This window comes from Bradyrhizobium jicamae (assembly GCF_018130215.1).
Classification (GTDB): Bacteria; Pseudomonadota; Alphaproteobacteria; order Rhizobiales; family Xanthobacteraceae; genus Bradyrhizobium; species Bradyrhizobium jicamae_A.
In genome coordinates this window covers 1-18,477 of sequence record NZ_JAFCKQ010000039.1, presented here as the reverse complement: position 1 = coordinate 18,477, position 18,477 = coordinate 1, and the positions used below count along the sequence as shown (strand labels likewise).

Here is an 18,477-nt window from a genome sequence, read left to right as displayed (position 1 = left end):
CGGCTGGGACATTGTCGGGGGTTACGAATGATCAGGTCACTCAATGCGCGAATGGTCGCACGGCTCGCGGCTGTTTCCGCGCTGACGGTCACGCTGGGGGCATGTAGCAGCACGAACCTGCCTTCGTTGTCGTCGAACACCGAACCCGCGCCCACCGAGCCGGGAATGGCGCCCGAGATGCCCGCCACGATCCGGGCCGACGAGATCGTGGGCCGCTGGGGCCTTGCCTCGTTCCAGAATCCCGCCGACCGCGCCCGCACCGAGGCCGCCGCGCGCTCCCAGTGCAAGCAGCCCTATGTGATCGGTGCCGGCCAGTCGGGCGGCGTCATCATGCACCTCGCCGACCAGGCCACCCCGCAGGAGCTGCGGCTGAAGGGCTCGCCGAGCGGCAAGAACTATATCGGCCCGCCCGGTCCGACCCCGGGCGAGCAGGACCGCGAGATCGTCTCCTTCGACGGCCGCGTCATGATCACCCGCTTCGTCGACAAGGACGCCGCCACCCGCTACGGCAACATGGTCTACGTCCGCTGCGGGCCAAGGGCGTAGCGCACCGCCCTTGTAAGGCAGTCACGACAGAACTCGCGGACGGCCTTGCCGGTCTGCCCGGTAATTCAGGACTTTTTGACGGGCGGCGGATTCCATCGACCGTCCAATGCCTGTGGCGCGGGCGCGTACAGGCGCATGGTCACGCCCAATGTGCCGTTCGCGGGAGATGGCAGCCAGTTCGGCTCCTTCTCGGCTCCCGGACTGTCGTGCTGGATGTAGATATCCAACGAGCCGTCCGGGTTGAACTTGAGCGGGTCGCGGTCACCGATGGCGAAGCGGTTGAGGGGGTTTGCCACCTGGAAGCCCGCAGCGTCGTACATGGTGACAGACCAGAAGGCTGCGACCGGCGGAAGCTCCTCCTTTGAGAAGTGCAGGACGTACTTCCCCTCGCCGGTGAGCGGCTTGCCATCCGCATCAGACAAAAGAATCGGATAGATGGCGTCTTCCGGCTGGTTGGCCCCCAGTCCGACAAGGGCAATGATGGCGCGTTTCAGATAATAATTGCCGTATACGCCCATGGTGTCGGTGTTCATCTGCCAGCCACTGACGTTGCGCGCGAGCGTCGGGATTTTCGCGTATATCGTCTTCAGTCCGTCGGCTGCGCCGCGCTCGAGCGCCGCGCGGATCGCCGGCGAGAGCTTGTCGGCATCGAAGGGCTTCCCAACCTCCAGCCCGATCCGCCTCATGCGCGCGACGGTGGACCAATCCGTTGCGTGCGGGGGATTGATCGCCATCAGCCGCGCCGCGTGCTTGAAGTAGTCCGCCGCAGGCATTTTGTTCACCTGGTCGAGCGGTGGCGTCTTCATGTCCACGGAGGGATCGATCTCCACCTTCATCGTGGTCGCGGCGTTGAGCCCCAGGTGGGAAAGCGGCGTGATGGTGAACCCGTCCTGCACTTTGTGGACAGCATCATAATCTCCTGGCCCATTCGTTTGCGTGCGACCGATGATCCAGACGTAAGGCGTAGGTGCATCGATCCGCTCGGTGATCGGCGGAAGCGTTCCGGACCAGCCGGGAGGGACAATTGCGAAGAGAGCCGCCTTGGTGCCGGTCGTTCGCGCTCCGGGAACGGCGAAGACGTCAGACCACATGTCCAGCATTGGAAGCAGGTAATACCGTCCATTCGTGTCAGGGACCGACACGACGAGCGGCTCACTGGTCAAATCCAGCCAGGCTATGGAATAGAGCGTATCGAAGTTGGGCCGCACCACGTCGCGAAACTCGGCCGTCGGATAAGCCCTTACATGGGTAAAGGTGTTCATTGGCCCCCGGCCAACCGTCTTGCCCGCTTCCACGTTGGTGGCCTGTCGGCGCGTCACGTCCATCGTGACCAAGGGGTAGGCGTAGATGTACGCCTCCATTGCAATATCGTGGGCTTCCTGCTCACTCGGCGGCGGCGCTGGTTCAGCCCGAGCGAACGATGTCATTGCTGCCAACAGACCCAACAGGGCCATAGCAGCCAAACCGGTCTTGTTCTTGCACATGCCGTGACGCATTGCGCGCGCTCCTCAGCCCCGAGCCCACGAAAGTAACCCCATCCGTCCGACAATGGGCTTGACCTAAGTCAATGTTGGCGGGTCGCGCTTGCCCCCAAGCACGGTGGTTATAAGCGGGTCGGCCGAGTGAGCCGAGGTGTGATCGGTCGGTGCCGCTCCTGTCGCTCGCGTCGAGCTGGGCGGCGGTTCGGTCTGGTGAATGCCGCTGGCCTGGAGATCGCCTCAATGCTTCCGGACACCCCTTCCGTCGAACAAATCTCGCAGGTGATTGTTCAGGTCACCGCACCTTCCTTCCTTCTCGGGGCCGTTGCTTCATTCATCTCTGTGCTCATCTCGCGCATGAACCGGGTCATCGACCGGATACAGGTGCTCCATTCCATCTCGGACGGGAACGCAGCCAAGATCCCTCTCAAGGAAGATATCCCTCGGCTGAAGCGTCGCGCGAAACTGTTGAACAGCGCCATCCTGCTTGCCGGGACGAGCGCGATACTGACGTGCCTGCTCGTGATCGTGGCTTTCATCAGCGCATTTTATCAGATGCGGCACGAATACGGTGTTGCCGTATTATTCGTGGTTGCTCTCGGATTTTTCACCGCGTCACTGACAAACCTTGTCCGTGAAGTCCGGATTTCGTTGCACGAGTATGATTTCGACAACTAGTTCGCACCAAATCCGGCGGCTCCCGATCAAAGCTCTCGTCAATCTCCGACCATCAGTCGAACCCGCGCATCGATGCGGTTACGGGAGGCGTCGCCGTCGCACCGCCTAACCCGGAAGGGGTAGTCGCAGTTCCGTCATGCGAGGAATAGCATGTGCATGAAACTGCCGTCATGATGGACACAGAGGGGCAATCCCATGAGACGGGTGATTGCACGCGGGGCACGAAGCGCAATCGCCCGATTGCGCCCGCTGTTCGTGTTGGCAGTGCTGGCCTCGCTGCTCTCGACCATTCAGCCGTCCGACCTGGGTGCGCAGACGGCCCGTCAATTGCGCCGTGAGCCGCTGCCGCAAAAGCCGCAAGTGACGATGAATGCCTGGACGGTCGGCCTCGCCGGGGGACTCCTCGAGGGGGCCCCCATCCGCCTGGCGGCCGAGATGGCGCGGGTCGTGGATGACGGCGAAAAGCTGCACGTTTTGCCGGTCGTGACGCGCGGGCCGACGGAGAATGTCAACTCACTGCTTTATTTGCGCGGCATCGATGCGGCCATCATCAACTCCGACTCGCTTGATGAATACAAGAGCCAAGTGCCCGACATTCAGCAGCGGCTGGCCTACATCCTGAACCTGTTTCCATCTGAGCTTCATATCTTCGTTCGCCCCGAGATCCAGAACCTGAGCGATCTCACCGGCAAGAAGGTAAACTTCAACACCCTGGGTACCGCCGCGGCCTATTCGGGGCCGCTGATCTTCAGTCGTCTCGGCCTCTCTGTCGATCAGACCTTCATCCCCCATCAGATCGCGCTCGAACAGATGCGCAAGGGCGAGATCGCTGCGGTCGTCTTCATTACCTCGAAGCCGGTCGACGTCTTCGTACGCGGCCATTGGGAGCCGGGGTTCAAGTTCTTGCCTGTTCCCTATAGCAGCAAGTTCGAGGACTATTACCTTCCGGCAACACTCGATGCCGCCGAATATCCCAATCTGATCAAGCAGGGCGAACGGATCGACACGATTGCGGTGCCGACCGCCCTGGTCGCGTTCAACTTCCCGGCTGGCTCGAACCGCTTCGAGCGCCTCGAACGCTTCGTGGACTATCTGTTCTCGCGGATTGAAAAGCTGCAGCAGCCGGGCTTCGACCCGAAGTGGAAGACAATCAATCTCGCGGCCACCGTTCCCGGCCTCGCGCGCTTCCCCGCGGCGCAGGCGTGGCTCGATAAAGAGCCGCGCGCTGCGCGTCCAACCCAATGAGAAGCGCGGCCATCCTGTTCGTGGCTGGAATGACGCTGGCAAGCGGCGTTGCGTCGGCGCAAGCCGAAGATCGCCGGATAGCCCAGCTGCGCGATTGCTCTCCGGCGGAGCGTGCACGAAACCGCGAGTGTTCCGAGAATGCACCGCGGGCCACAGCGCCTCGTCGGGCAGACGAGGCAAGCAGCTGGATCATCAGCCTGACGACATCGCCCGTCGACTATTCACCGGTCGCGACCGCCACCACATCGGCGCGCGACGGTGCAGGCGGCCCCGGAATAAAGCTTTCGATTCGCTGCCGCGGCGGGCGGAGCGATCTGATCGTCACCGGGCCCGGTATTTCCGGTCGCAGCGCCGATTATGCGATTTCCTATCGCGTCAACGACGGCCAGGCGCGGCAGATCGCGTCAGTCGTGCCGGCGTCCGGAGACGGCGTTGGGTTCGCGGGCGACGTGGTTGGCCTGCTGCAGTCGCTTCCGGAGGGTGGAAGCCTCAGCATTCACCTGACATCCCGCCTGGGAACCGCCGTGGATATCGTGTTTCCGCTGGACGGGCTGAACGCGGTGCGGGCGAAGATGGCCGCCGCGTGCAGATGGCCGGGTCCGGCTGCGAAATCGAGCGGGTGAAGAGCCCGATGATCTGTGTTCGATAGGAGAGGCATTATGAGCACGTTTCGACATACGGTCCGGGCCATTGTCCTGGGTGCCGTCACGCTCCTGTTCGCCGCGTCACTCGCACAGGCCGGACGGTACTGGGTACCGACAGCGTCGGACGACGCGATGGGCCAACCGCGCATGGCGGCAACCACGCATAAGGCGACGACCTACCGAAAGACGACCTACCGCAACAAGGAACATCCTCCTCTCTCCGCCAACGCTCGACTGGAACCGGAGACCAAGACGCACCGGTTGATCCTGCAGGTGAATACGAACGACCCTGCCGCCATGAATCTCGCGCTCAACAACGCCTCGAACGTTGCGCAGTACTACAAGGATCTCGGCGAGAAGGTGAAAATCGAAGTGATCACGTTCGGGCCCGGCCTGCATATGCTGCGTGAAGATACCTCGCCGGTGAAGAGCCGTATCGAGGAGATGGCGCTGAGTACGCCGGAGGTCTCATTCAAGGCCTGCGGCAACACGCAGGAAAAGATGCACAACGCCGAGAAGAAGGACATCCCGATCGTTCCCCAGGCCGAGGTGGTGAAGTCGGGCGTCGTGCGCGTGATGGAACTGCAGGAGAAGGGATGGTCCTATGTGAAGCCGTGAGCGCTCCTGGCGTTCCGGCCGGATCTTGTGACTGCATCGCGTAGCTCGGTGACGAGAGCAGCCCCGCAGCCTAACCCGAAAGGGGTGGTCGGGTCCTCCATGCGGGTTATAGGATTCGCGCCGAGAGGCGCGCATAATGATCTGTCGGACAGGTCGTATCGCCGCGACAGCGTACGATAGTCCCGAGTGATGAAGTAACTCCACCTGCAATATCGCAGGTCCGAATAAGCAGCGATTTGAACAAATCCATTTTCTCAGAAGACAATGCAGCACCTGCCTATGTTGGGGAAACGATCCGCGTCTCTGTGGTTGGTCGCTGCCGCGCTCGCCACGGCATGGGCGTCGGAACTGCAGGCCTCGCCCGGCTTGGCGCCGTCCCTCTCGGATGCGCAGCACGCAACGGCTCTCCGCAAGCTTGATCCTGCTGGAACGACGGTTGACGGTTTTGGAACCTTGCCGCCGAGGCGAGGCTTCAGCGGCAGATCGATGGTGCTTGCTCAAGCGACGACCAGCGATGCGGAACGGCAGCACCGTTGGGCGGATGCACTATCCTGCGAACTCACCAAAGCAAGGCGGGATATCGAGTTGCTGCAGCGCCTTGAACTGGCGCGTGTGCGGACAGAATGGCTGGAGCGGGCCCTTGCGGCGTCGCGTCGCGACGTCGAGACACAGACCGCGCTGACGGCCAAAGCGGTCGAGCAGGCCGCCGAGGCGAAGCAGGCTGCGCAGGGAGAACCAGACTCGCAGAACGCCCTGAAACAGGCAGGTGAGCGGGCGGAGCATCTGGAGCAGGATCTCGCGGCGGCGCGCAGCGAGGTCCAGACGCAGGCGGCGCTGGCGGCCAAGGCGGCGGAAGAAGCTGCCCAGGTGAAGCAGGCCGCACAGGGCGGCATCGAGTTGCAGAACGCCTTGAAGCAGGCGCGCGAAAGGGCGGAGGGGCTGGAGCAGAACCTCGCGGCTGCGCGACGCGACGTCGAGACCCAGACGGCATTGGTGACCAAAGCGGATGAGGAAGCCTCCCGGCTGAAGACGGCCGGGGCGAGCGACGCAGCGGAATTGCAGAAGGAACGCGAGCGGTCCGCGCAGCTGGAGCAGGAACTCGCGGCGGTCCGCCGAGACGCCGAAACCCAGACCGCGCTGACGGCAAAGGCAGGCGACGACGTCAAGCGGCGGACACAGGCGGCGGAAGCCGGTGCGGCCGAGCTGAAGCAGTTGCGCGCCAGGGCCGACGCGCTGTCACAAGAGCTCTCGCAGGCGCGGAGCTCGGTCTATGCGTGCGAGGCGCAGGCCCGCAAAGTCGAAGACGAAGCGTCCGAACTCAGACAGGCGGCAGCAGACAGCGCGTCGTCGCGCAGACCCGCACAGGATGAGGGCGAGCGGCTCGCGCGCCTGGAGCAGGATTTTGCGGGCGCGCAACGCGATATCGAAGCCAAGGCCGCGCTTGCGGCGAAGGCAAACGAGGAGGCCACCCGGCTGAAGGCGGCGGGAGAACTTGGCACGAAGGAGCTGCAACAGGAACGCGAACGGTCCGCGCGGTTGCAGCAGGATCTGGCAGCGGCGCGGCGCGACCTCGAGACCCAGACCGCGCTGGCGACGAAGGCAGGCGAGGAAAGCTCCCGGCTGAAACAGTCGGCGGAGAGCGGCACGGCGGAGCTGCAGAAGTCCCTGCGCCAGGAGCGTGAGCGATCCGCGCGGTTGGAGAAGGATCTTGCGACGGCGCGGCGCGACGTCGAGACCCAGACCGCGCTGGCGACGAAGTCTGGCGAGGAAACCTCCCGGCTGAAACAGGCGGCGGAGAGCAATGCTGCGGACCAGCAGAAGTCGTTGCGCCAGGAGCGCGAGCGATCTGCCCAGTTGGAGAAGGATGTTGCAACGGCGCGGCGCAATGTCGAGACCCAGACAGCGGCGGCGACGAAGGCAGGCGAGGAAACCTCACGGCTGAAGCAGGCGGCAGAGAGCAATGCTGCCGACCTGCAGAAGTCGCTGCGCCAGGAGCGCGACCGATCCGCACGGCTGGAGAAGGATCTTGCGACGGCGCGGCGCGACGCCGAGACTCAGACCGCGCTGGCGACGAAGGCTGGCGAGGCAAGCTCCCGGCTGAAGCAGGCATCGGAGAGCGATGCTGCGGAGCTGCAGAAATCCCTGCGGCAGGAGCGTGAGCGGTCCACGCGGCTGGAAGAGGATCTGGCGGCCGCGCGCCGCGATGTCGAGACGCAGACCGCTTTGGCAGCAAGGGCGGCAGAAGACGCGTCGCGGCGAAACCAGGTGGCGGGAGCCGATGCCGTCGGGCTGGGGCAGCCGCGCGCATGGGCGGACGCGATGGCCCAGGACGTGTCCCTGACGCGGAGCACGATCCACGCGTACGAGGCGCAGGCACGCAAAGCCGGAAAGGAAGCGGCGGGAGCCGTCACGCCGAGTGCAGTCACGTCAGGTTCGACCACGCCGGGCAAACCGGTCGAGGTGGCCGCGACGACGGCGGTGCCCGCTCGTAGCGCCGCGAAAGTCAGTGCGGAACAGGCTGCGGTGGCGACCGGGCTGGTCGCGCGCGCGGGCGCGTTGATCCGGCAGGGCGACGTAGGCGCGGCGCGGCTTGTGCTGGAGCGCGCGATCGAGATGGGAAGCGCCCAGGCGAGCTTCGCGCTGGCCGAAACATACGACCCGTTGACGCTTGCGAAATGGGGGACCTACGGCACGCGCGGCGATGCGAACAAGGCGAAGGATCTCTATGCCCGCGCCGACGCCGCCGGAATCCAGGAGGCGAAAGCGCGGCTGGAGGCGCTGCGCCGGTAGCGGGCCGAAGATCCGACCGCGCTCAGTCGAACAGCGCGTCGATGTCGTCCTGCGAGGCGTGGCCGGCGTCGCCGTCGAGCTTCGGGCCGTTGAGCAGGCGGGCGTCGCCCTCGCGGGTGTCGACGATCGGCGGCGCGTGCGCCTTGATGGCGTCGACGCCGCCCCAGATGTTCATCATCTCGTAGATGTGCTGCTCGATGAACTTCATCGTCTGCATCACCTTGTTGATGCGCTGGCCGGTGAGGTCCTGGAAGTTGCAGGCCTCGAAGATCGAGACCACGCGCTCCTGGATCTCCTCGCTGAGCAGCTTCTGCTGATCCGGCGTGACGTTCTTCGCCAGCGCGGTGGCGGCCTGGTCGATCGCCTCAACCGCCTCGAGGATCTGCTGGGTGGCGTGTTCGGTGCCGCCGACGACGGCGCCGAGCTCGCCATTGACCTTGGCCATCTCCTCGCCGTTGAAGCTCTTGCCGTGCAGGACGGCGATCTCGCGCTTGGTGCGGCTGATCGCGTCGTGGATCAGGTCGAGCTCGACCTTGAGCTTCTCGCATTGCTCGATCTGGGCGCGATAGGTCTCGAGCAGCGCATGCGCGTCGGCGACTTCGCGGGCGACCGACGCCTCGGCGGTTTCGGCAAGGACGTTGCGCTGGATGCCGCCTGCGGCCATCTGGGCGCGCAGCGAGCGCAGCTCCGCCATGATCTCGCGATGCATCGGGCCGATATCGACGCCTTCACCCACCGACTCCGGCCCCGGCACATCACCCATCATGGCCTGCTCGACACGAAAACGCTTGCGATTGACCGACATGATTTCCTTCCCGCCCCTTCACTCCGCTCCTTCTAGACGGAACCGATTTAACGTGAGGTTCACGCGGGAACGGATTGCCGCGGCGAGGCGTGCGCGGTGCCGAACCAACGGTTAACCATGGCTGTCGCGCGTTCATCCAAAATAAACGCTGTCCGACAAAACCGCGTGCGATTGCTGACGTGGTGAATCGAAACGCCCGGTCCGTTTACCAAACCGATGCGGTTTTCATTGCTTATTGACCACGTGCAACGGCGCAGATCGTCCGCGCCGCATCCCAGTCACGTCACGACGAAACAGTACAGAGTACGTCGATGTTCAAGAAAACCACGCTTGCGCTGCTTGCCGGCGCCTCCTCGCTGATTGCCGTCCCCTACAATGCATTTGCGATCGACGCGGCGCCGATGGCCGAGCCGACCGTGATCTACACCAACCAGCCGGCACCGCCGCCGCCGGTGCGCACCGCCTATGTGCAGCAGCACGCCAACATGGGCGGCGGCTTGATCGAATTCCTGTTCGGCGACGGCCCTGCGTCGTACGGCGCCCAGCAGCCGCCGGTGTATCAGCAGCAGCCGGACTATTACGGCAGGGGCCGCGCGCTGCCGCCGATGGATCCGCAGCAGCAGATGATCTACCAGCAGGAGCAGGCGGCCGAGGATCCCAGGCAGCGCCCGTTCGATCCGAAATACGAGAAGCAGCTGGTCGATTATCAAGGCAGGGAACACGCCGGCACCATCATCATCGATACGCCGAACAAGTTCCTCTATCTGGTGCAGGGCGACGGCAAGGCGCTGCGCTACGGCGTCGGCGTCGGCAAGCCGGGCTTTGCCTGGTCGGGCGTCAAGACGGTCTCGGCCAAGCGCGAATGGCCGGACTGGACCCCGCCGGCGGAGATGCTGGCGCGCCGTCCCGACTTGCCGCGGCACATGGAGGGTGGGCCGGACAATCCGCTCGGCGCGCGCGCGATGTATCTCGGCTCCTCGCTCTACCGCATCCACGGATCCAACGAGCCCTGGACCATCGGCACCAACGTCTCCTCGGGCTGCATCCGGATGCGCAACGAGGACGTCATCGACCTCTACGGCCGCGTCAATGTCGGGGCCAAGGTCGTGGTGATGTAACGCTGGTCTGCGCTTCGCTGCATCCGGGCTACGAATAATCGGAAACAAAAACGGCCGCTCGGTGCGAGCGGCCGCTGGTCTTTGTAGCGGTGCGATCAGGCGTAGTCGCTGTTGTCGCCACCGCCGTCGTCGAAGCCGCCGTCATCGTCATCGAAGCCGTCGGAATCGTGATCGTTGCTGTAATCGTCGTTGCGGTCGTTCGAGGCCTGGTCGAACAGGCCGGCGCGTGACCCGGAATCATTGTCGCGGCCGGACGAGCCGACGTCGTTGATGCCGGCGTCGCGGGCGAGGTCGCTCGACGACTGGTCGCTCCACGGCCGCGAACCGCCGCCGAGCACGCCCTGGTCGGCAAAGGCCTGGTGGCCGCTCCCGCCGCCCATCAGGCCGCGGATGCTGCTCATCAGGAGCGAGCCGCCGACCACGCCCGCGGCGGCTGCCGCCGCGGTGCCGAGGAACGAGCCACCGCCACCTCCGAAGGCCGGCTGCTGCGGCGCGCCATAAGCCTGGCCATAAGGCTGGGACTGGCCATAGCCGCCGCCTCCGTAGCCGCCCTGGGCCTGCTGGATCGCCTGGCCCGAGTTCCAGACCGGACGGCTGCCCATGTCGGGGGCGCGCACCGGCGGCACCGAGCCGTGTGACTGGCTCGATCCGAAGACCGCGTCGCGCATCGAGTCGAGGAAGCCGCCGGATTGCTGCTGCGCCTGCGGCTGGCTGACCGCGGCTTCCAGTTCCTGGATGCGGTCGTGCGCACGCTTCAGCGCCTCGTCCTGCACCAGCGCCGTCTGAACCAGCGCGTAGACCGCATTCGGTGCGGTGCGCAGGCCCTGCATGATCGCGGACATGGCTTCGTTGTCGCGCGGGGCGTTCTCCAGCTTGGCGAGCCGGTCGAAGAGATCGTCGATCAGTTGGCGTTCTTGCGGTGTCATGGCGTTCTCCATTGCGTCGATCGAATCGGCGCGCCGCACATGTAGGCGGGGTTTGCGGCGCAAGGAGTGGGGGGCGGGATTAAATTTATGTATGCGACAAAACGACCTTATTCCTGAACGATGTCAGGCCAGTGTAACTTTGTTCAGGGCCAGCAGCGCGGCGAAATCGTCGCTCGCCAGATAGGCATGTTCCGTCTCGCGCTGCGTGGTCAGCGGATCGAGACTCCGCAGCGTTTCGTCGACGAAACCGGGGTGGCACATCACGAGCCCGTCCGCCGGCAGGCCGTCGAGAAAGCCGCGCATCAGCGCCGCGAAGTCATTCTCGCGCGTAAAATCATAGGCGCCGGCAAAGGCCGGATTGAATCGCAGCCCGAGCTTCGCCGCCTTGCGGCGGAATTGCGCGCTGAGCATGTCCAGCACCAGCGCCTTCGGCGCGGCAAGCCGCCGTGAGAGCGGTGCGTTGCGTCCGCCCTGCCGCACCCAGGCCTCCGGCGCACGTTCCTTCACCGCGCGCAGGACGCCGTCGCGCACCTGCGGGAACAGCTGGACGTGCTGATGGCCGTCGACGAAATCGGGCGCGCGGCCGAACAGCTCGCCGAAGGCCTCGAGCTGCGCCAGCACCTCGGCATGTACGAGCTCGGCATCGAGCCGGCGCGACAGCCCGCGGCGCAGCAGCTTGGCGAAGGGCAGGAACATGTCGCCGTCGAGCGGGCGGAAATGCAGGGTGAGCGGCCGGAACGGCGCGGTCAGCGTGACGTGCAGCCCGATCGCGCAACGCGGACTGTTGGCCACCGCGGCCTGCAAGCCGGCGGCCGCGTCGCGGCCGATCGCAGGCGTCACCATCATCACCGACGTCGCATTGAGCCGGCCCAGCTCGATCAATTCGAGGATCGCGCGGTTGACGCCGTCACTCAGACCGTAATCGTCGGCGCACAGCCAGATCCGGCGCGGCGGCGCGGCGCCGTTCATTCCGCAGCGGTCCGCTCGCTGGTGGTCTCGCTCGCCGCGCTGTCGGCGCGTTTCTCGGAATGCTCGGCGACGAAGTAGATCGGCCGCGCCTTCAATTCGGACAGGATCTTGCCGATATATTCGCCGACGATGCCGATCATGATCAGCTGCACGCCGCCGATCGTCATCAGGCCGACCACGAGCGAGGGATAGCCGGGGACCTGCTTGCCGGTGGTCCACACCTCCCAGACGATCGACAGGCCGAACAGGAACGCGCCGACCGCAAGCAGCACGCCGAGCAGGCTGGCGAAGCGCAGCGGCGCCACCGAGAACGAGGTCAGGCCCTCGATCGAAAGGCCGATCAGCCGCCCGGCATTGAAGGTGGTGACGCCATGCGCACGCGGCGCCGGCTCGTAGTCGACGCGGATCTGCCTGAAGCCGATCCAGCTTGCGAGGCCCTTGAAGAAGCGGTTGCGCTCCGGCAGTTGCCGCAGGGCGGCGGCCGCGCGCGGCGACAGCAGGCGGAAATCGCCGGCATCCTCCGGGATCTTCTGCCGCGCGCCCCAGTTGATCAGGGCGTAGAAGCCGCGCACGGCAAGCCGCCGCGCCGCCGATTCATTGTCGCGATTGGCCTTGGCGGTGTAGACGACGTCGTAGCCGTCGTCGATCCAGTGCGAGACCAGCCGCTCCACCAGCGTGGGCGGATGCTGGCCGTCGCCGTCCATGAACAGCACCGCGCCGCGGCGGGCGTGGTCGAGGCCGGCCATCAGCGCCGCCTCCTTGCCGAAATTGCGCGACAGCGACACCACCTGGAGATCGAGCGCGTCGGCCGGCAGCTCGCGCGCGATCGCCAGCGTCGAATCGGCGCTGCCGTCGTCGACATAGACCACTTCGCAGCCGAGGCCGTGGCGGGCGCGCAGCGTCCTGGCGAGATTGACCAGCCGCTCGTGCAGCGCCGTCAGCCCCGCCGCCTCGTTGAAGACGGGCACGACGATCGACAGCCCTCGCGCCGCAGCGTTGGCTGCGGTCGTGGTCAGGCTGGAAACATCGGAGCCCAGCATCATCGATCAGGTCCCATCAAATACGCTTGAATAGAATATGGTACCGGCCGCCGCCTGTCGCCAGCATGAACAGCTCCGACGACTCATTGCCGCAGGAATGCCTCGAGCCTGGCGAACAGCGGGTTCTCGCGGTCGAACACATAGTCGAGCGAAACCACCGACACCGTATCGGCGCCGTGGTCGCGCAGGAAGCTGCCGAGGGCGTAGAGCTTGCCGGGTGGGCAGTGCAGCGTAAGCATCCCCGAGGAGGTCGGCCCCCCGAACGGCGCCACCACGCCGAAGCGGTTATGCGCCTCGGTCAGGAGCTGATCGTTGCAGCCGGCGAAGCGGGTGCGGACCTCGCGATACTTGCTGGCGCGGGCACGCGCGGCGATGTGGTCGAGGATGACGCGCGCGGTCTCGCGGGCGCCGTTCGACCAGTCCGCATCCCGCGACGCCACCAGGTTGGCCTGGCTGCGCAGGATCACGCCGTCGTCCAGCACCTTCAGCCCGTTGGCGGAGAGCGTGGCGCCGGTCGTGGTGATGTCGACGATCAGCTCGGCGCTCCCTGCTGCGGGCGCACCTTCGGTGGCGCCTGCGCTTTCGACGATGCGGTAGTCGCCGACGCCGTGGCGGGCGAAGAAGCCGCGCGTCAGATTGATGTATTTGGTCGCGACCCGCATGCGGTGATTGTGCTGCTCGCGGAAGCCGGAGGCGACGTCGTCGAGATCGGCCATGGTGCGGACGTCGATCCAGGCCTGCGGCACGGCGACCACGACATTGGCGCTGCCGAAGCCGAGGCCGTCGATCAGCAGCACGCGCCGGTCGGCATCCGCGATGGTCTCGCGCACCAGGTCCTCGCCGGTGACGCCGAGATGCACGGCGCCGCGCGCCAGATTGGCCGCGATCTCGCTCGCCGACAGATAGGCGATCTCGACATTGTCGAGGCCGGCGATGGTGCCGCGATAGTCACGCGCGCCGCCGGGCTTGGCCAGCATCAGGCCGGCGCGGGCGAAGAAGGCTTCGGCGTTTTCCTGCAGGCGGCCTTTTGAAGGCACCGCGACGACGAAGGGCGCGCTCATGCGGCACCTCCCTGCGAGGTTTCCTTGCCCTTGCCATATTGCGTCAGGGTTTCGATCCAGACCGAGAAGCCGACCGCGGGGATCGGGGTGGCGGAGCCGAGCTGCGTCATCAGGCCGTCGTAGCGGCCGCCCGCGACCAGCGGCTCGGCGCCGTCGCCCCTGGCGTGCAGCTCGAACTCGAAGCCGGTGTAGTAGTCGAGGCCGCGGCCGAACGAGGTCGAGAACCGCGTCTGATGGGTGTCGATGCCGCGCGCGGCCATGAAGCCGACACGGCTCTCGAACTGGTCGATCGCGGCGGCGAGGTCGAGCTTCGCATCCTTGGCCAGCGCGCGCAGCTGCGCGACCGCATCGTCGGGATCGCCCGTAATCGCAAGGAAACGCTTGATGACGGCGACCGCATCGCGCGGCAGCGCGCCGGCTTTCAAGGTCGACTGCTCGAGGAAGCGGTCGGCGATTTCGGCCACCGTGCGTCCGCCGACATTGGTGGTGCCCGCAATCGACATCAAGTCGGTAACCAGCGCCAGCGCCGCCTTGCGATCGGAGCCCGCAAGCGCGGCGAGCACGCCCTCATATTCGTTGCGGCCCGGTGCGGTGGTGAGCGTGAGCTGCGCGATGTCGTCGGTGAGCGAGACCTTGCGGTTGAAATCCTTGATCAGCCGCCGCCGCCAGACCGGGTAGAGTTCCAGCGCGTCGATCAGCGCGTTGAACAGCGCGACGTCGCCGGTGCGGATCTCGACATCGCCGAGCCCGAAGGCCGTCGTCGCCTCCAGCGCCAGCGCGAGCATTTCGGCGTCGGCCGCCGCGCGATCCTGCCGGCCGAAGGATTCAACCCCGGCCTGCAGGAACTGGCTGGGGCGGCCCCAGCGATAGCGGAACACCGGGCCGAGATAGCTGAAGCCCGCCGGCTGGCCGGCCCTGGCGGAGGCGAGGTAATCGCGCGCCACCGGGATCGTCAGGTCGGGGCGCAGGCAGAGCTCCTCGCCGGACAAGTCGGTCGTCAGGTACAGGCTCTTGCGGATGTCCTCGCCGGAGAGGTCGAGGAACGGCTCGGCCGGCTGCAGGATGGTCGGCTCGGACCTGATGTAGCCGGCCTGCGTGAACGACAGCAGCAGCGCATCCGCCCAGGAGACTGACCCTCCGGCGGATTGAGGCGTGCGTGTTGCGGCAGCTTCGGTCATCTCAAGGTCCAAAGTGTCCGGGAAACGGGTTCCGGACGAGTTCCAGGTCGGTTTGGCGCAGCCCTTACCATGGCCTGTCAGGGGTTTCGACAGGGATCGGCCAAGTGGCTTAATGATTGCGTGCGTTAACGATTTTACGACAGCTTGGCTAGGGGTGGATGGGGACCTGCAGCCCGGATGCAGGGCAGCGAAATCCGGGGCATTGCCCCGGTGATGGACCTGCCCGGATTGCGCTGCGCTTCATCCACGCTACGCATTCCCCCGCCAATCGCCCAGCACTGCCTGCACCAGCGCCAGCGCCGCCACTGCGGCGGTATCCGCGCGCAGGATCCGCGGCCCGAGGGCGAGGCGAAGCACAGAGGGCTGGCGCGTGAGCAGTGCGCGCTCTTCCTCGGCGAAACCGCCCTCCGGCCCGATCAGCACGTCGATCCCGGCATTCGCTCTCCCGGCTGCCTGCAGCGCCTGCACCGGACCTGCCACATCGGCAGCCTCGTCGCAGAACACCAGCAGGCGGGCCGGGTCGCGGCCGTCAAGGAATCGATCCAGCGGCACCGGATCGGCCACCTCAGCGAGCGAGATGATCCCGCATTGCTCGGCCGCCTCGATCACATTGGCGCGCATCCGCTCGCCATTGACCCGCGACACCTGGGTAAATCGCGTCAGCACCGGCTGCAGCCGCGAGGCGCCCATCTCGACCGCCTTCTGCACCATGTAGTCGAGCCGGGCATGCTTCAGCGGTGCGAACACGCAGGCGATATCGGGCAGATGATCCTGCGCGCGGGTCTGCGTCGTCACGTCAAGCGTGTCGGCGCGCTTGCGCCCGCCGATCTCGGCGCGCCATTCGCCATCGCGGCCGTTGAACGCCAGCACGGTGTCGCCGGCCGCAAGCCGCAGCACGTTGCCCAGATAATTGCTCTGGTTGCGGTCGAGTTCGATCCTCTCACCGGTGCGCAAGGGCGCGTCCACGTATAGCCGCGGGCTGCGAAAATCGAATTCAGGCATATTTGATTGTTCCGTATTGAGCCGTTTCTAGCCTAAAGGCTTAGAATCCGGGAACAATTTTAATGGGGAGAATGTGGCTCCACGCCGTGCTGCCGCCCTAATCCACGGGTTGTTAAGGCGTCGCAGGAATCGTAAAACGCCCCTCAAATTTCGTTGCTTCGTTTGGAAGCCGCCGGGGTTGCCTGGACCTTTGCCGGAGAAACACCCTCGATGATCCGCCGCCTGCTCGTGCTGACCATTGCCGCGACCGCCCTGTCTGCAGGCCATGCCGCCGCCCAGAGCGCATTTCCGGCGCCGCTGCCCAATCAGGCCGGCTCCGCCAACGATCCCGCGTTTCCTCCGGTCAATGGCCTGCGTCCAAGTCAGGGTCCAAGTCAGGTCGGCACCGCGTCCGACCCGGCGTTTCCGCCGGTCAACGGCACCCGTGCAAGCAAGGCCGGCACCGCCTCCGACCCCGCCTTTCCCCCGGTCAACGGCGCTCCCGCGGCCAGAGTCAGCACGGCACCGCAGGCGTTCCCGAGCAATGGCGCCGCGCCGATCGAGGGTGGCGCGCTCGTAGCGCCACCACCCCCGCCGAGCGCTGCGGCGGCTGGACCCTCCGATGCCTGCATGAAGAACTTCGTTCCGCTGCGCGAGGAAGCCGAGAAGCGCGGCAAGGCGATCAAGGCTGCGAGCGACCGGAAGGCCGGTCCGGACGTGGCCTGCAAGCTGATCGCCAATTACAGCGCGGCCGAGGTCAAGATGATCAGGTATGTCGAGGCCAACGCGACGAAATGCGGAATCCCGACTCAGATCGCCGACCAGCTCAAGGCCGGCCACAAGAATACGGAGAACTTGCAGACCAGGGTCTGCAAGGTGGCAGAGCAGGCCGCGTCGCAGCCGCGTGGGCCCGCGGGTCCGAGCCTGAGCGACGTGCTGGGCTCCGCAGCCCAGGTGCCCGAAGCGACGGCGACCAAGAAGGGCGGCAGCACGTTCGATACGCTGAACGGCAACGTTCTCACCCGATGATCGATCGCCCGGAGCATGGTCCGGGCGTTCCAGCGATCTGACACGAGCGACATGACATGAGCGACCTCACCGCCCGCGTCGCCGACTCCACAGGCAACTGGGTCGATACGCGTGCGCCGGCATGGTCGCGGCCCTATCTGAGGCTCGCGCGGTTCGACCGCTCGATCGGATCCTGGCTGCTCCTGATGCCGTGCTGGTGGTCGGCGGCGCTGGCCGCCGGCATCGCGCATGACGTCAGATCGCTGCCGCTCGTCGTTCTGCTGTTCTTCATCGGTGCCTTCGTGATGCGCGGCGCAGGCTGCACCTGGAACGACATCACCGATCGCGATCTCGATGCCAGGGTCGAGCGTACGCGCTCACGGCCGATCCCGGCCGGGCAGGTCACGGTGACACAGGCGCTGGTCTTCATGGTGCTGCAGGCACTGGTAGGGCTCGCGGTGCTGCTGCAATTCAATCGCTTCGCAGTCTGGACCGGCATCGCCTCGCTGTTGATCGTCGCGATCTATCCCTTCATGAAGCGCATCACCTGGTGGCCGCAGGTAGTGCTCGGCCTCGCTTTTTCCTACGGCGCCCTGATGGGATTTGCGGTGACACTCGAGCGGATCGACCTCACCGCGCTCGCCCTCTATGCCGGATCGATCGCCTGGGTGATCGGATACGACACCATCTATGCCCATCAGGATGCCGAGGATGACGCACTGATCGGCGTCAAGTCCACCGCGCGCCTGTTCGGCGCCCGTACCCGTCGGGCGCTCGTGGTGTTCTACGGCCTTGCGGTGCTCCTGATCGGCGCAGCCTTCGTGCTCGGCGGCGTGCGCTGGCCGGCCTGGATCGGGCTTGCAGCCTTCGCGCTGCATCTGGCTTGGCAGATCAGGCGGCTCGACATCAAGAACCCCGCGCTGTGCCTGCGCATCTTCTGGTCCAATCGCGAAGCCGGCCTGCTGCTGTTCGCGGGACTCGTCACCGATGCGCTGCTGCGCGCCGTGTAACAACCGTCCGTCCCTCAGGCGCCAAGCACTGATTTGCCCGACGGCGCAAGTCCCCGCGGGAAAATAATTCGGTTTATCGTAACGACAAATCAGTGTATAGAATTTCCTGTCTCACCCGCTCGAGGGGCGCTTCGCGGTCGTCACGAACGTTGTGGTGGGATGCGGTGGACGCTGCATGCGTGACTGACGAGAGCGCATGGGGCGGACGGCGAAATCGTGCAGGCCTGACGCCCTGGTGGCAGGTGTCCTGTCGGCAAGAGACCAAGGTCTCTTGCTGACGGCGGTGACAAAAAAGCCCAGTCTCGCCGGGGAGAGCACGTATAAGCCGTAACCCATCGCGCAGGGAAAGCCGGGTTGTTCCCGGTTACACCTGTGGTCCTAC

17 protein-coding genes are annotated in these 18,477 nt (G+C 65.6%); 9 read left to right on the top strand and 8 right to left on the bottom strand.

Features of this window, described 5'->3' with window-relative positions; translation table 11 throughout:
• The first annotated feature begins 27 nt into the window (after positions 1 to 27).
• The gene (locus JQ586_RS30175; protein WP_212398276.1) at positions 28 to 546 is read left to right on the top strand and encodes a hypothetical protein; all 519 of its coding nucleotides are present in this window, start codon (positions 28 to 30) and stop codon (positions 544 to 546) included.
• Between the two features lie 65 nt (positions 547 to 611).
• On the opposite strand, the gene JQ586_RS30170 is transcribed toward JQ586_RS30175, so the two are convergent.
• Positions 612 to 2,042 (bottom strand): DUF1254 domain-containing protein, encoded by a 1,431-nt coding sequence (locus JQ586_RS30170; protein ID WP_409411030.1) that lies wholly within the window; start codon positions 2,040 to 2,042, stop codon positions 612 to 614.
• A gap of 225 nt (positions 2,043 to 2,267) precedes the next feature.
• Here JQ586_RS30170 and JQ586_RS30165 point away from each other — a divergent pair, with 225 nt between their 5' ends.
• The 5 genes from JQ586_RS30165 to JQ586_RS30145 all read left to right on the top strand — a co-directional run bounded on the left by JQ586_RS30165 (position 2,268) and on the right by JQ586_RS30145 (position 7,999).
• Entirely contained in the window at positions 2,268 to 2,702 is a 435-nt protein-coding gene (locus tag JQ586_RS30165) for a DUF2721 domain-containing protein (protein WP_212398275.1), read from the top strand.
• Between the two features lie 195 nt (positions 2,703 to 2,897).
• Positions 2,898 to 3,947, top strand: a complete 1,050-nt coding sequence (locus JQ586_RS30160) for a TAXI family TRAP transporter solute-binding subunit (RefSeq protein WP_212398274.1) — start codon at positions 2,898 to 2,900, stop codon at positions 3,945 to 3,947.
• Positions 3,944 to 4,570, top strand: a complete 627-nt coding sequence (locus tag JQ586_RS30155; RefSeq protein WP_212398273.1) for a hypothetical protein — start codon at positions 3,944 to 3,946, stop codon at positions 4,568 to 4,570. The genes JQ586_RS30160 and JQ586_RS30155 overlap by 4 nt, the downstream gene beginning before the upstream one ends.
• A 36-nt stretch (positions 4,571 to 4,606) precedes the next feature.
• A complete protein-coding gene (locus JQ586_RS30150) occupies positions 4,607 to 5,209 on the top strand; it encodes a DsrE family protein (protein ID WP_212398272.1) in 603 nt (200 codons plus the stop codon).
• A gap of 585 nt (positions 5,210 to 5,794) precedes the next feature.
• Positions 5,795 to 7,999, top strand: coding sequence for a hypothetical protein (locus JQ586_RS30145; protein ID WP_212398271.1), 2,205 nt, complete (start codon positions 5,795 to 5,797; stop codon positions 7,997 to 7,999).
• 22 nt (positions 8,000 to 8,021) lie between these two features.
• Here the strand turns inward: JQ586_RS30145 and JQ586_RS30140 are convergent, their stop codons facing one another.
• Positions 8,022 to 8,804, bottom strand: a complete 783-nt coding sequence (locus tag JQ586_RS30140) for a protein phosphatase CheZ (protein WP_212398270.1) — start codon at positions 8,802 to 8,804, stop codon at positions 8,022 to 8,024.
• Between the two features lie 311 nt (positions 8,805 to 9,115).
• Between JQ586_RS30140 and JQ586_RS30135 the strand changes: the two genes are divergently transcribed.
• Positions 9,116 to 9,922, top strand: coding sequence for a L,D-transpeptidase (locus tag JQ586_RS30135; protein WP_212398269.1), 807 nt, complete (start codon positions 9,116 to 9,118; stop codon positions 9,920 to 9,922).
• 95 nt (positions 9,923 to 10,017) lie between these two features.
• Here JQ586_RS30135 and JQ586_RS30130 read toward each other — a convergent pair whose 3' ends face one another.
• The 6 genes from JQ586_RS30130 to JQ586_RS30105 all read right to left on the bottom strand — a co-directional run bounded on the left by JQ586_RS30130 (position 10,018) and on the right by JQ586_RS30105 (position 16,098).
• Positions 10,018 to 10,848: a DUF2076 domain-containing protein gene (locus tag JQ586_RS30130; RefSeq protein ID WP_212398268.1), complete on the bottom strand. Its 831-nt coding sequence runs from the start codon at positions 10,846 to 10,848 to the stop codon at positions 10,018 to 10,020.
• A gap of 123 nt (positions 10,849 to 10,971) precedes the next feature.
• Positions 10,972 to 11,817, bottom strand: coding sequence for a ChbG/HpnK family deacetylase (locus JQ586_RS30125; RefSeq protein ID WP_212398267.1), 846 nt, complete (start codon positions 11,815 to 11,817; stop codon positions 10,972 to 10,974).
• Positions 11,814 to 12,860: a glycosyltransferase family 2 protein gene (locus JQ586_RS30120; RefSeq protein WP_212398266.1), complete on the bottom strand. Its 1,047-nt coding sequence runs from the start codon at positions 12,858 to 12,860 to the stop codon at positions 11,814 to 11,816. The genes JQ586_RS30125 and JQ586_RS30120 overlap by 4 nt, the downstream gene beginning before the upstream one ends.
• Before the next feature lie 80 nt (positions 12,861 to 12,940).
• Complete coding sequence (gene hisG / locus JQ586_RS30115) at positions 12,941 to 13,918, bottom strand: ATP phosphoribosyltransferase (protein WP_212398265.1); 978 nt, start codon at positions 13,916 to 13,918, stop codon at positions 12,941 to 12,943.
• A complete protein-coding gene (locus JQ586_RS30110; RefSeq protein ID WP_212398264.1) occupies positions 13,915 to 15,096 on the bottom strand; it encodes an ATP phosphoribosyltransferase regulatory subunit in 1,182 nt (393 codons plus the stop codon). The genes hisG and JQ586_RS30110 overlap by 4 nt, the downstream gene beginning before the upstream one ends.
• A 249-nt stretch (positions 15,097 to 15,345) precedes the next feature.
• The gene (locus tag JQ586_RS30105) at positions 15,346 to 16,098 is read right to left on the bottom strand and encodes a 16S rRNA (uracil(1498)-N(3))-methyltransferase (protein ID WP_212398263.1); all 753 of its coding nucleotides are present in this window, start codon (positions 16,096 to 16,098) and stop codon (positions 15,346 to 15,348) included.
• Between the two features lie 210 nt (positions 16,099 to 16,308).
• Here JQ586_RS30105 and JQ586_RS30100 point away from each other — a divergent pair, with 210 nt between their 5' ends.
• The gene (locus JQ586_RS30100; RefSeq protein WP_212398262.1) at positions 16,309 to 17,106 is read left to right on the top strand and encodes a hypothetical protein; all 798 of its coding nucleotides are present in this window, start codon (positions 16,309 to 16,311) and stop codon (positions 17,104 to 17,106) included.
• Positions 17,107 to 17,162: 56 nt separating this feature from the next.
• Entirely contained in the window at positions 17,163 to 18,095 is a 933-nt protein-coding gene (ubiA, locus tag JQ586_RS30095) for a 4-hydroxybenzoate octaprenyltransferase (protein WP_212398261.1), read from the top strand.
• Positions 18,096 to 18,477: the final 382 nt, after the last annotated feature.